The 12,840-nt window shown below is 60.7% G+C and carries 14 protein-coding genes; 6 read left to right on the top strand and 8 right to left on the bottom strand.

The genetic code is table 11. The features are described 5' to 3' along the window. Positions 1-38 precede the first annotated feature (38 nt). Both AB8B33_RS36850 and AB8B33_RS36845 read left to right on the top strand, forming a co-directional pair. Positions 39-887, top strand: coding sequence for a type IV toxin-antitoxin system AbiEi family antitoxin domain-containing protein (locus AB8B33_RS36850; protein WP_439019249.1), 849 nt, complete (start codon positions 39-41; stop codon positions 885-887). After that, a complete protein-coding gene (locus AB8B33_RS36845; protein WP_439019248.1) occupies positions 877-1,794 on the top strand; it encodes a nucleotidyl transferase AbiEii/AbiGii toxin family protein in 918 nt (305 codons plus the stop codon). Before AB8B33_RS36850 ends, AB8B33_RS36845 begins: the two co-directional genes overlap by 11 nt. A gap of 267 nt (positions 1,795-2,061) precedes the next feature. Here the strand turns inward: AB8B33_RS36845 and AB8B33_RS36840 are convergent, their stop codons facing one another. The 4 genes from AB8B33_RS36840 to traA form a co-directional block, all read right to left on the bottom strand. Further along, a complete protein-coding gene (locus AB8B33_RS36840) occupies positions 2,062-2,679 on the bottom strand; it encodes a TraH family protein (RefSeq protein ID WP_439019247.1) in 618 nt (205 codons plus the stop codon). Between the two features lie 17 nt (positions 2,680-2,696). After that, positions 2,697-3,860: a conjugal transfer protein TraB gene (locus AB8B33_RS36835; RefSeq protein ID WP_439019246.1), complete on the bottom strand. Its 1,164-nt coding sequence runs from the start codon at positions 3,858-3,860 to the stop codon at positions 2,697-2,699. Then, positions 3,850-4,347, bottom strand: coding sequence for a conjugative transfer signal peptidase TraF (traF, locus tag AB8B33_RS36830; RefSeq protein WP_439019245.1), 498 nt, complete (start codon positions 4,345-4,347; stop codon positions 3,850-3,852). The genes AB8B33_RS36835 and traF overlap by 11 nt, the downstream gene beginning before the upstream one ends. A gap of 65 nt (positions 4,348-4,412) precedes the next feature. Beyond that, on the bottom strand, positions 4,413-7,724 hold the full coding sequence (gene traA, locus AB8B33_RS36825; protein ID WP_439019244.1) for a Ti-type conjugative transfer relaxase TraA: 3,312 nt from the start codon (positions 7,722-7,724) through the stop codon (positions 4,413-4,415). Between the two features lie 248 nt (positions 7,725-7,972). Here traA and traC point away from each other — a divergent pair, with 248 nt between their 5' ends. Genes traC through traG form a run of 3 tightly spaced genes read left to right on the top strand, consistent with a single transcriptional unit; the run spans position 7,973 to position 10,404 of the window. Continuing rightward, positions 7,973-8,266, top strand: coding sequence for a conjugal transfer protein TraC (gene traC / locus AB8B33_RS36820; RefSeq protein WP_439019243.1), 294 nt, complete (start codon positions 7,973-7,975; stop codon positions 8,264-8,266). 4 nt (positions 8,267-8,270) lie between these two features. Then, complete coding sequence (gene traD / locus AB8B33_RS36815) at positions 8,271-8,486, top strand: type IV conjugative transfer system coupling protein TraD (protein WP_439019242.1); 216 nt, start codon at positions 8,271-8,273, stop codon at positions 8,484-8,486. Next, entirely contained in the window at positions 8,473-10,404 is a 1,932-nt protein-coding gene (gene traG / locus AB8B33_RS36810; protein WP_439019241.1) for a Ti-type conjugative transfer system protein TraG, read from the top strand. Before traD ends, traG begins: the two co-directional genes overlap by 14 nt. A gap of 90 nt (positions 10,405-10,494) precedes the next feature. Here traG and AB8B33_RS36805 read toward each other — a convergent pair whose 3' ends face one another. The 4 genes from AB8B33_RS36805 to AB8B33_RS36790 form a co-directional block, all read right to left on the bottom strand. Then, positions 10,495-10,665, bottom strand: a complete 171-nt coding sequence (locus AB8B33_RS36805) for a hypothetical protein (protein WP_310384451.1) — start codon at positions 10,663-10,665, stop codon at positions 10,495-10,497. Positions 10,666-10,940: 275 nt separating this feature from the next. Then, positions 10,941-11,357 (bottom strand): hypothetical protein, encoded by a 417-nt coding sequence (locus AB8B33_RS36800; RefSeq protein WP_439019240.1) that lies wholly within the window; start codon positions 11,355-11,357, stop codon positions 10,941-10,943. Then, positions 11,354-11,620, bottom strand: coding sequence for a type II toxin-antitoxin system prevent-host-death family antitoxin (locus AB8B33_RS36795; RefSeq protein ID WP_310384454.1), 267 nt, complete (start codon positions 11,618-11,620; stop codon positions 11,354-11,356). Before AB8B33_RS36795 ends, AB8B33_RS36800 begins: the two co-directional genes overlap by 4 nt. Positions 11,621-11,895: 275 nt before the next feature. Next, on the bottom strand, positions 11,896-12,207 hold the full coding sequence (locus tag AB8B33_RS36790) for a DUF736 domain-containing protein (protein WP_025668403.1): 312 nt from the start codon (positions 12,205-12,207) through the stop codon (positions 11,896-11,898). 444 nt (positions 12,208-12,651) lie between these two features. Here AB8B33_RS36790 and AB8B33_RS36785 point away from each other — a divergent pair, with 444 nt between their 5' ends. Next, positions 12,652-12,822 (top strand): hypothetical protein, encoded by a 171-nt coding sequence (locus AB8B33_RS36785; protein WP_439019239.1) that lies wholly within the window; start codon positions 12,652-12,654, stop codon positions 12,820-12,822. The last annotated feature ends 18 nt before the right edge of the window (positions 12,823-12,840 follow it).

Below are 12,840 nucleotides of genomic sequence, written 5' to 3'. Positions count from 1 at the left end.
CTGGACACCAACTTTCGAAAATGGTATTTACGTCATTCATGGATAGACAAAAAGACGATTCATTAAAGAAAGTCCTAAACCAAGTGCCTCAAGGTTTCCTGGTCGACTCCTCCTGGATGAACCAAAACGGCATCTCCAGGCAATCCGCGCATCAATATACACGGAACGGCTGGCTCGAAAGCCTTGGACGGGGCCTGTTTCGGCGACCATTCCCGGCCGGAACTCGACCAGACGTATTGATAGACTGGAAAATACCGGTCTTGTCCACGCAGCAACTCATGAACCACCGGGTTCATGTTGGCGGTATGAGTGCATTGCAGCTTGCCGGCGTGACCCATTACCTATCCTTTGGCGGAAACGCCCGGCTATACCTTTACGGTGAGGTGCCGTCTTGGTTCGAAAGATTGAGCCTGAACATCAGGCCATGTTTGAGACCGACCAATCTGTTTACCGACTTTGATCTGGGCATCGACAACAGCGATTTCAGCTTGGCGAGTGGCGATGGCCAATCGCTTTCGCTTTCCCCTTGGACGTGGCCAATGAGGATGTCATCGCCCGAACGTGCGATCATGGAAATGATTGATGAACTCCCCAAAGAGGAAAGCTTTCATAACGTCGATACGCTTTTCCAGTCACTGAGTAATCTGCGGCCGAGAAAGCTCTCCGAGCTTCTGCAGGACTGTCGCAGTGTGAAAGTAAAACGGCTCTTTCTGGTCTTCGCCGAGCGGCATGGACATGCATGGCGCAAACATCTCGATCTGGCCAATGTCGATCTTGGAAGTGGGGATCGTTCGATTGTGAAGGGGGGGCGCCTGCACCCGATCTATCGCGTGACCGTCCCGCCTGAATTCGTGCCTGGCCGCAAGGAAGAAGAACTTGGCGCGTGACCGCTACAAATCTCAGGTGCAACTACTGATCCGAGCCCTGCCTCAGATCGCCAGGGAGGAGGCGTTCGCGCTCAAGGGCGGTACGGCCATCAATCTGTTTTACCGAGACTTTCCGCGCCTGTCTGTTGACATCGATCTGACGTATCTACCCCTGAAGCCGCGCGAGGAGGCTCTAGACGACATCAGCGCGACACTCGATCGACTCGGCGACGCCATTCCCAAAACGCTGCCTGGAGTGACATCGCAGCGTATTGCTGGAGGTAGCGGCAATGAAACCCGCCTGCTCATCAGGAGAGATACCGTCGAGGTCAAGATCGAGACATCTCCAGTCGGCCGCGGCACGGTCCATGAGCCTGAGCTTCGCACGGTCACCGAGGCGGTTGAAGACGCGTACGGTTTTGCGGAGATGCCGGTTGTCGCTTTTCCGGACCTGTTCGGCGGCAAACTCGTTGCGGCGCTTGATCGCCAGCATCCGCGCGACCTCTACGATGTGCGGCTACTCTACGACAATGAAGGCATTACCGATGAGTTGTTTCGGACCTTCCTGATCTATGTCGCGATGTCCAGCCGCCCAATGCATGAGGTTATCGGGCCATCGCTACAGCCTCTGGAGATGCCATTCACGCGGGAATTCGAAGGCATGACCGAGGTGCATATTCCCCTCAAGGACCTTGAGGAAACGCGCCTTCGCTTGATAAAGGACATAAAAGGCAGGCTGAAGGCGCCCGAACGGCATTTTCTGCTCACCCTCCATGACGGAGAGCCTGACTTCGACACGATTGGATTGCCCCGGGCCGCCGACCTGCCTGCCGTCAAATGGAAGGTCGTAAACCTGCGCAAGCTGCGCGAGGTCAACCCGGAGAAACATGCGCAGCAGCGCGAGGAGCTGAAGAGAAAATTCGGCTGAAGATTGGCTGAGACGACCGCAGTCGGCAGGCCGCCGTGTCGCGGTTCGCCATTTTCTTCAAGATAAACGGCGAGAACGAACGCTTCGAGAATGTCGCCAGCGTCGATGACCGCGCCGCGCCGGGAAACAGCATCCGCCAACGCCCCGGTCGGGCTGGTTCTGCGAGGTCGATTGGCGCACAGGGTCGGGCGTATGTTTGGCGACGCGGCCTACATTCCTGATCAAGGAATGGCCGACAGATGACGCCAACGCGGGACGAACTCGGTGCTATTGCTGGCCACCAATGCGCGACAGATCGATCCGTATCCGCGCGCGCCCAGCATCTCGCTCCGCCTCTGGCTGTTCCTCTCTTGGTTTTGCGTCAGCGTCTTCCTCTTCCTCGGCGAGGATCTTCTCTCTACTTTGCTGCGGCACTTCAACCGCTGTTCCCGGATCCTCTGCCTGAAACACATGCACACCCTCGAACTCGCCGGTCTTCCATGCGTAGACCGCATCCTCGAAGATCTGCGGAAAGACGTCTTTGCTCGTGGGGTTGCCATACCATTTCCCAACGATCTTCAGGACCTTGGCGAACATCGCCGTGCCCTGGCGAAGGTTCTGGCAGGCATCGACAATGTCCGGCTTCAGATCCGCCGGTTCCTTGGCGCCAACGCCCGCGGGAAACTGAGTGAGCCCAACGCGGACGACCGCCCGACCAGCATATTGCCGTACGATCGCCATCGCATCCTCTGCTGACGACGCTTTCGGCACGAGGATCAATCGGCCGCCCGATCTGACGGTGACGGCGAGGGGATCAGCGGAGCCCGCTGATGTCACGAACTGCTCGACGATCGCGGGTCTGAGGGAAGGGTCGGCGCATTCTTTTATCACGGCTTCGTCGAGCATGGGTGTCTCCTTGGCGATCAGGTGTTGAAGGAAGTAACAAGCGGCTTTGCGAAGAGCCTCGCCCATGCGGTCGTAGCAGCCCGCTGGATGGAGACGATCGATGTGCCTTCGGTCCACCATCCGTTTCCGACAGCAACGACAAGATCCGGATCGTGGAGCATGGACTGAAGGATCGGCCAAACAATCAGTTGTTCGTAGCAGATCAGAGGGGCTGCCCGGCCGGCACCAACGGAAACGACTGGGTTTGCGAAGAAATCCGCCCTGGCACCGGCACTTTCTCCGAACCAGGATCGCCACGGCTGCCACATCGAGCCGGGGACCGGCATGCGTTCGCGATAGAGGATGCGGACGCTCTCGCTATCGATCGACACGAGGACATTGTCGTAGCCCCTCGCGTCGGCCACCACAGCGCCAGCGATGACAGTCGCATCGCCGTCACCGAGGGCGCCTCTCCAAAATCGCTCCACGGTCGGTGTCCAGAAACCGAGCGCACTTTCCGGCAGCACCACAAAGCGGGCCTTATCGCCAGCCGCACCGCGCACCGTTGCGATCAGGTCACGCTGCCGTTGAAGACCGGCCTCACGACCAAGCGAAGCACCCAATTCCAGATCGACGCCGCGCCAGGCTTCCGGTAGTTTCGGGTCGGTCCAGATTGCGGCGGACCACAGCCAAAGGCCTGCCAAGGCGATGGCGACAGCTGGCCACATGCGGGTGACGAGGCCCGCTAGGCCAGCTGTCATCAGCCCAAGTCCCCACCATCCCCATCCCGGAAACAGAACCCCCGCGGCAGTGACGGGATGCGCCCAGCCGGTGATGCCGAACGGCGGGAGAGCCATGACGACGGCCGCGAGAAGATAGCAGAACGGACGAGTGCCAGCCTTCTTCGTCCAGGAGACGGCGTGCACGATGACAAAACTGATGGACGCGCATAGCCAGAGCAGCAAGCCCGGCCAGATATCAGACAAATAGAAGGCGGCAACGCCCTGTGGCAGACCGCGCGACGCGGCCAGGAAGTATCCGGTGGAAACGAGTGCAGCTACCAATCTGCTTTGTGAGATCGACCAAACAACTGGAAACCCGATCGCGACGGGCAAGAGCATCACATGGCCGCTCCAGCCCACAACGCCGATCGCGATCGAGGCAAATATCAGCAGCATCGCTCGAAGATAGTCACGGCGCAAAGGTGATGACCTCCTGCGCCAGGCCGAGGATGCTGGAGGCAAGCATCGGACCAAAATATCGGGAGTCGTAGGAGGCGGGGAAGGCGGAATGCAGGAAGACATATCCTGGCGGCACAATACCACCCGGAAACGGCGACAATGGCCGGCGCTTGCCGTCCCGTTGCGCAAGACTGGAAGAGGAAACCATCCGCCCGTCCACGCTCACGCTGGCGCCGATTTCGACACGCTGTCCTGCGACGGCGACTACTGTCTTGATCAGCGGTGCGACGCCGCCTCGGCAGGAGCCGGAACGGAGATAGCCACGCGCTCGCGCCTCCCGCATTTCCGCGGTGGCCGGTGGGCAGATGAATACCAGGTCGTTGACAGCAACGGGGCGACAGAGCGGGACGATACGCCATAGGCCGAGCGGCTCGCTCGGCGTCAGATTGATGCGGTATCCGCCGACGAGGGCAGTGCCGGCCGCCAGAATGGCGAGAAATGCGGTCATCACAATCATTCCGGCAGTTCGTCGTTGTTGCGGGGTCGTCGCCCGGCGCGCTCCAGCTCCCGCCGTCATTTCAGAAAGAGCCCCCGGCTCTTCGTCTGCCGCAGCGTCTCGGCCTGCTTGAGCGCTTGCGTCGTTCGTTCGTGAGCAGCAAGTTGCTGAGCCGTGCGCATGGAGTTCCACGCGGACTGGACCTCGGCCTTCTGGCCGGCCGTCATTCCTGCCGTGACGGTCTCGAAGGTCTTGCCATCAGTGTCTTTCGCGGCCAAGGGGAGGAAGGTCCGCTCCCCGAAGCGCTCGGACACAGCCTTCGCGAAACCTTCGAGTTCGGCCTTCACCTGTCTGTCGGCCAGCGCATATTCGAGGCCAGCCGGATGATCGTTGCGATCGATCACATCGCGAATGCGGTCGAGCGTTTGCTTGGCCACTGGCGAGAGGGCCGGGATGTCGATCGAAACCTTGAGCCGGACCGCGCGCTCCTCCGTCTCATGCTTCAATTCGGCCTCGGCCCGCTCACGAAGGTAGCGTTCAAGATTTCGGGCGAGCGCCGGCACGTTGGCGACGGCTTTTTCCCGGTCCTGCCTGTCGCCACGGCTGGCGAGAAGACCGATCTTGCCCTTCAGCGCACCGAAGCTTTCGGGCTCACCGGCGATCCTCGCGAGGGTGGATTGCGCGACCGAATGGTCCTTGACCATGGCGTCGACAGTGATCGCCTTGAAGGCCGCTTCCGGCTGGGCGTAAACCAGATGGAAGCGGGTCGAGACGTCCTCCCATTGTTTCTTGAGGCCGCGATCGGCGCCGAGCTTGTCCTCGACAGCCTGCTCAAGCGATTTCGGGAAGGTGGTGATGCCTGATACCATCGGCTTGGCCTCCTTGATCCTGTTCGGGATGGATTGGTTGCTGCCTACTGGGACCAGTCCGAGTGCAGCGCCGACTGCCGCAAGACGGGCACCGAGGTCGGCGAGTTTTTGTTTCTGCCGGACGGCCCATTGGAGCCGATCGTGTGCGATCGTGCGGGCGACGTTCATGAGGTGCAGCCCTCGGGCCTCTGCAAAGCGCAAGGCTTGGCCGTACAAAGAGCTCTCCTCGTAATCGAGCGTCGTTTCCTTGGAATTCCTGCGCGACAGGATGGCCTCGAGCCCACCAGCTTTTCCAAAGGAGCGTCGACCATAGTAGAGGCTGAGATCCTCGCGATGGCGGGTCATCGCCACATAGGTCAGGTGCCGGTCGAGAGACAACGAGGCCAGAACCTTGACCTGGTCGACGGTGGCGCCCTGGCTCTTGTGGATCGTCGTGGCATAACCGTGATCGACATGCCCGTAGAAGCGCTGCTCCACGACCACCTGCCGGTTGTCATCGCCCGCACCGGTCTGGACGAGGATGCGGCCGGGCGCTGCCTCGATCACCTTGCCCAACATGCCGTTCTTGACGCCGAGCGAAGCCTCGTTCTTCAGGAAGACGATCTGGTCACCGGCTGCAAATTGGCGTTTGCCCTCGGTCGTCGCAAAGACGAAGCCCTGTTCCACGATACCGCGCTCGACAAGCCGTTCGCGTGCCATCTCGTTCAAGGCGCGCACGTCGCGGCGCAGATGCGCCAGGATCAGCGAGGTCTTGGCCGGATCGTAGTCACGATCCCAGTCCGCGATCAGACTGGCGATGGCTTGCGCCTTCAGCTCCGAGCCGATGATCTTGTCGTTGGCCCTATAGGCGTCGATGGCCCGACCGACATTGCCGCGGGCAAGGTCGAGCGAGGCGTCACGCATCCACTGCTCGCGCTGCCTGTAGATCGTGTCGAGTTCGGCATAGCCGATGCGGTCGGTGATTGCCCGGAAGGCGGCGCCCGCTTCGATCGGCTGCAGTTGTTCGGGATCGCCGACAAGCACGAGCTTGGCGCCAGCTCTCGTCACGGCTTCAACGAAGAATGCCATCTGCCGGGACGACACCATGCCGGCCTCGTCGAGAACGAAGACCGTCTTGTCATCGAGCGGGTCTCGGCCCCGGCTCCAGCGCTGTTCCCAGGACGACAGGGTGCGAGAGACAATACCCGCTTCCTTCTCCAGTCCCTCTGCCGCCTTGCCGGCAAGTGCTGCGCCGATAACGCGATAACCTCCCGCCTCCCAGGCCTCGCGGGCCGCCTTCATCATCGTCGTCTTGCCGGCGCCGGCACGGCCGATCACGGTTGCGATCCGCTCCCCGCCGGCAATATGTTCGATCGCCACCTTCTGCTCGTCCGACAGAGCCGAATGACGCGCAAACGTCGCCTCGAGAACTCTGTGTCTGACACCATGCGATGAGCGCTGCGACAGCCAGATCGCCCGGTTCGCCATCTCGGCTTCGAGGCGGATCATCTCGCGGGTCGTGTATCTGGCCGCCGCGCGCAGCCCGGTGGTAAAATCGGTCCGCTCCTCCTCGAGCATCACTATCTGACGACTCTGCAGGATTTGCGCCATCAGGCTTCGGAACACCCTGGCATCATCGATATAGCGATGCAGCACCTTGCCCACATCACGTTCGTCGAAAACGCTCTTCTCGCGGATGACCAGGTCAAGAACGATATCGGGATTGCGACGGATACGACGAGCATTCTCTGCGCGCCGCGCCTCCTGAAGCTCGATCCGCTCCAGCAAGACGTAAGGGCTGAGACCAGCCGCTTTCCGCTCGATCGCCTTTGCGCTGACGCCGAGATGGATTGTCGGCGTCAGCTCTATCCCCTGTTTTTCGAAGGAGCGCCCATCGACCTTGATCTCAAGACCAGCGAGCGCCAGATGCCGGTTCTGGCAGACAAACCAGCTGTCGCGCAGCCCGTTGAAATCGTCGATGCCACCAGCCCAGAGCTCGTAGACAATCTTGCCCGCATCGTTGCGGATCGGATTGCCGTCAGCGCCGCGCACCGCAATCTTCTTGCCCCCGAAACCGTCAAGCGTCAGCGCACGCAGCGTCGTCATCAGATGGACATGCGGATTGCCGGGGGCATCGTGATAGACCCAGTCGGCCACCATGCCTCTGGCCGTGATCTGGGTCGCAACGAAATCTTGAACGAGGGCAATATTCTGCTCGCCTGTTAGCTCGATCGGCAAGGCGATGGTGAAATCCTTGGCAAGTTGTGCATCGGCGCGGGTCTCGAAGGCTTCCACGGCGTTCCAGAACCTCTCGGAGGCGCCAGAGACCGAACGATCGGCGATCATTGACCGCAGCCACGGCGGAGCATCGGTGGGGATTGCAAATTCCTCATGCCGGAGCCCCTGTTTGCGCGTGTAATCGATGATCCGGGCTTCCCGATCGAACTCCATGCGTGCGCAGTGACGATAGGCCGCCGACAGCACGGCGCTGCGGCCGGAGCCGCGGGCGACGATGCTGACGGAAAAATGCGGAACGGCCACGGGAACGGCTCCTGGAGGTCGGCGAAACCACAATGTCCGTTGGAGACGGAAACAGTCCGGGCCCTCAGCAAGGACGTCGCGCCAGCGACGTATAATTGCGCCCTTCAGGACCGCTCCTTCGGATCGGCCGGGATCATGCGCAAAGGTGTCGGCTGCGCCAACTCGCATATGTGATAGTAGATCGGCGCGCCGATCTACGGGACTGTCATGCCGATCGCGTTCGAAACGGCATGAAAGGACGAACCGGAATGAAGAAGCCATCCTCCAGGATCCGTGAGGAGATTTCCAAGCTGCAGGAACAGCTGAGGCTTGCCGAAACGCGTGAAGCCGAACGCATCGGCCGTATCGCACTGAAAGCAGGATTTGGCGAGATCGAGGTCGAAGAGGCCGAACTTGAGGCTGCCTTCGAAGAGCTCACGAGGCGATTTCGCAAAGGCAAGACATCGGGCGGCAGCGAGCAGGCCAGGCGATCCGAAGCGGGGCCGGTTCAAACCGCGCCGGTCGCGCCTGGCGCGACTACGGGCGGGTCTGCTGAGGATTGAGCGCATGGCACGCGTGACCAAATTCGACGCCCGAAAAAAGGATACACGCGAAAAAATCGAGCTCGGCGGCCTGATCGTCAAGGCGGGCCTCAGGTTCGAAAAACGCGCCGTGCTTCTGGGGGCCCTGATCGAGCTCGCTCGGCGATTGAGCGGCGACCAACAAGAGCGGGCACGATTGGCAGAGCTCGGCGCGGAGGCTTTCGGGGATGATCGGGCATAGGATCGGGCTGCCCGCTCTCGCGATCGGCCTGATGGTATCGGCAACGATGACGACGAGCGGGATCGGAGAGGCATTTGCCGGGATTGCCGGGACACAGGCGACGAGGCTTTTTCTGACCCAGGCCGGCATCGCATTGCCGTCTGCGCTCGCGGCCGCGACCGGCATTGTCTTCCTACTTGCCTGCGCCGGATCAGCAAGCATCAGACATGCAGGCTGGGGTGTTGCAGCGGGAAGCTTCGCGAGCCTCGCCAGCGCCGTCCTCAGGGAAGCATCGCGCCTCGAGACGTCTGCGACGGGCGGCGTCGGCGGTCGATCGATCATGACCGCTCCCGATGCAGGCGCTGTGGCCGGCGCAGCGGTTCTATTAATATCGGCCGCCTTCGCTCTGCGCGTCGTGCTCCTCGGCAATGCGGCCTTCGCCGACGCTCGGCCAAAGCGCGTTCGGGGCAGGCGCGCCATTCATGGCGATGCCGGCTGGATCACGCTGCGCGACGCGCACAAACTCTTTCCCCAGACGGGCGGCATTGTCATTGGTGAGTGCTACCGAGTCGATCGCGATCCTGTCGCCGGCCGGTCGTTTCGCAGCGACGACAAGGAAAGCTGGGGATCCGGCGGCAGGTCACCACTGCTTTGTTTCGATTGCTCGTTCGGCTCGACCCACGGGATCGTCTTTGCGGGATCAGGCGGTTTCAAGACGACTTCGGTAACAATTCCGACGGCGCTCAAATGGGGCGGCACCCTCGTCCTCCTCGATCCTTCAAACGAAGTCGCTCCCATGGTGTCGGACCATCGCAAAGCGGCGGGCCGCGAAATTCGCATTCTCGATCCGCATCAGTCACAGAGTGGATTCAATGCGCTCGACTGGATCGGCAAATTCGGCGGCCGCAAGGAGGAAGATATTGCTGCCGTCGCGTCCTGGATCATGAGCGATAGCGGTCGCGCAGCAGGCCTACGCGACGACTTTTTCCGAACCTCCGGGCAGCAGCTTCTAACCGCAATCATCGCCGACATCTGCCTGTCAGGACATACGGTCGAACACCATCAGACGCTCCGCCAGGCGCGGGCTAACCTGTCCGAGCCGGAGCCGAAACTGCGCCAGCGCCTGCAGGAAATCTACGACAATTCCGCATCGGCTTTCGTCAGGGAAAATGTCGCCGCTTTCGTCAACATGACCCCGGAAACCTTCTCAGGCGTCTACGCCAATGCGATCAAGGAAACCCATTGGCTCTCTTATCCAAACTATGCCGCGCTCGTGTCCGGGTCGAGCTTTTCGACCGAAGACATCGCCACCGGCAAAACCGACGTGTTCATCAACATTGATCTGAAAACCCTCGAGAACCATGCCGGGCTTGCCCGCCTCATCATCGGCTCGTTCTTGAACGCGATCTACAACCGGGACGGCGCAATGAATGGGCACGCGCTCTTCCTCCTCGATGAGGTCGCCCGCCTCGGCTACATGCGCATTCTCGAAACCGCGAGAGACGCCGGCCGCAAGTATGGCATCACGCTGACGATGATCTATCAATCGATCGGCCAGATGCGCGAAACCTATGGCGGTCGCGACGCCGCCAGCAAATGGTTCGAGAGCGCCAGCTGGATTTCGTTTGCGGCCATCAACGATCCGGAAACGGCCGACTATATCTCACGCCGATGCGGCACGACGACGGTCGAGATCAATCAGGAGAGCCGCAGTTTCCAGCCTCGGGGATCATCGCGAACACGATCAAAGCAGCTCGCAGCCCGGCCGTTGATCCAACCCCATGAAGTGCTGCAAATGCGAACCGACGAACAGATCGTCTTTACCGCCGGCAACGCGCCGCTGCGATGCGGTCGCGCCATCTGGTTTCGCAGGCGGGACATGCGCGCATGCGTGAACGAGAACCGGTTCCACAGTGACGTGGTGCGACCGATTGAATAGGTCGCAGGTGGGCTTGAGACAAGAGATTAGGACCGTGCGACCGCCAGACGGAGATATTTTGTAAGGCGATCGGGGCTCGCGCCACCGGCCTCAGAAGGGCGGCTCGGTATCGATCGTGCCCAATTGTTCCGCCACCGCCACATTGAGTTCGGCTCGTGCCAGATCCAACTCGGCAATAATCTGACGGCGTTCGGCCGGATCGACCGAATTCGACAGTTCAACCCGCAGCTCCTCGATCTGTTCTTCTATGGAAAACGTCATCGTCCTGTCTCCTGGAGAGGGTGAAAGATGACGAACGGCGGTGCGGCGAGCAGGCGGGGTCAAGGATCGCGAAAGCGACCGCAAGGCGGGGCGCGGGGGAACCGATTTTGTGCGGACGGACATAGTCCGGCCGCGAAAAATTGGCGGGACCGCGCATCCTTGAGGCCGCCTGTTCGCCGTGCCACAGTTGGAGGATCAGAGCAAACATCCCGCTCTCCGTATCGCGCCGTTAAGACGCAACCGAGCTCGATGCTCGTGCGCGTCTTTCGAGGCGATCAACGGGACCGGTTAACCTCTGTCGACGATTTGCGACGGGCAACGAATTCGCGAAGGAGGGGCAGAAAAAAGGCCTTGCTGAAACGCCCGATGGGAGGTTCAGGCTCAAGATAGAATGACCGTCCGATAACGTCGCTATTGAACTCATCGAGGATGATCCAAAGTCGGAGGTCTGCGTCGAGCCCGGCACGTCGTTTCTCGATTGTCGGGATTTCGGCGGCGAAGCGAGAACCGTCCGGGTGTTTTGTCGTTATTGGGAAGAACAGCACGAGATCGCCATCCGGCCTTTGCATGCGAACACCAACCGCAACGGGCTGATGCTTGCGCCCTTCCGTTTCGCCATAGCTGGCCTCGCGGCTCCAGAGATAGGGATAGCGAATGACTGCTGCAGTCCGGATATGGTCGTATCCGGTCACCGGCCGCCCTCGTCGCTATCGGCATATTCCTCGACAGCCGACTCGAATTCTGCCAGCAAGGTCTCGGACATGGTCTCGATCGTGCCTGAGGTGCGCACATCCGATTGCTGCATGAGGCGCTGGTAATCCTCGATGTTTAAAAGAACCAGCCGCGGCTTGTTGCGTTGCGTGATGGTGACGGGGTGGCGCAGCGCCTCCGCAATTATATCCCCCGATTTTCGCGATAGATCGCTCGTCGTATAGGAACCGGTTCGACGCACCATCGTCAATCTCCTGAATATTTCCTGCCCGTTTGAACCATAGCACGGTAAACCGAAATACTCCAGCATTTACAGCAATTATGAATTTTCTGTAAATGCTGCAAATGCTGTGAATCCTTGACTCTGGACCTGCGTGAGCAAAATGTACACACAGAGAGGCAAGTCGCGTCCCCGAGGACGCAACCTCCGCATACATGAATGCCGGAGCAGGATTCGATACCGGCTCCGGCATCCAGATGTAGCAGGAAAAGCCCCGCCTTTCGGCGGGGCTGTGTCTGTCAGTCCTGGCTAACGCGGCGCGACCAGATCAGCTGGTATCCGTCGTCGCCTTCGACCTCCGAGAGTGTCGCGTAGATCGGGGCCGGGAAGCTCGGATCGTCGAGCTTGACCGAGAGGTAGTCGCGGCCCTGCTCGGATGTCTTCTGCCAGGCGGCGCCGAGCTCGACGGCGCCCGCGAAAATGCGGAAGTGCGGGCCTTTGTCGGTGGGGTTATCGATCCGGGCGATGCGGGCTTTGACGTTGAGGGCGAGGGTCCGGATCGAGCCGGAGAAGCCGGTTTCGGTGGAAGTGAAAGTGCCGATGGTTGCCATTGTCCTGTTCCTTTCGCTGTTTCGGGCCACGACCATCGCGGCCTCGATGGCTGTCGCAAAGACCGGGGACGATCGGACCGCACCCATAGGGCCGAAATGCAATGGAGGACGGCAAGTCGCAAGTTTGTTAGTTGGCGCGGAATGACGGCAAAGCCGGCAGGGGTAAGAAAATTGCGATTGCCGTTGCGGCAGCACGATCGAGGCACAGCCACTCTCCGGTCAGACAAGCCCCATCGAGCCCGCAGATGGGCTGCCGGATAACAGACGCTCGAAGGAAAGAGCATTGGCGCGACCGCACATTCATCACCGGAAAGGTCCGGACGAGCGTATCGCCCGACCCACCGACGACGAGGCGGCCCGAACGGAACATTCTCGCGCTCGACCAGTTGCTAAGGCCGATGCAATGGATATCGTTGCCAAGAGATTCGCCCGCGCGGAGGACACATGCGCCAGACAAAGCCGTTCATCGTCGAGATCAAGCAGCCCCGGAAACCGAAGGCCCTCGCACGCAAGTCGTCGATCTGGGGCGATCTGGATCTCAGCCGGGATCAGGATCTTGTGGCCGTGGCACCGACAAACGAACCTGCCTCGGCCTCAGACGGCACCGGTGACTGATCAGGCTCGGCAGCCGGG

The sequence above is a fragment of the Rhizobium sp. 768_B6_N1_8 genome (genome assembly GCF_051811225.1).
Classification (GTDB): domain Bacteria; phylum Pseudomonadota; class Alphaproteobacteria; order Rhizobiales; family Rhizobiaceae; genus Rhizobium.
Note: the sequence above shows the minus strand (reverse complement) of the source record. Positions and strands in the feature narration are given on the sequence as shown.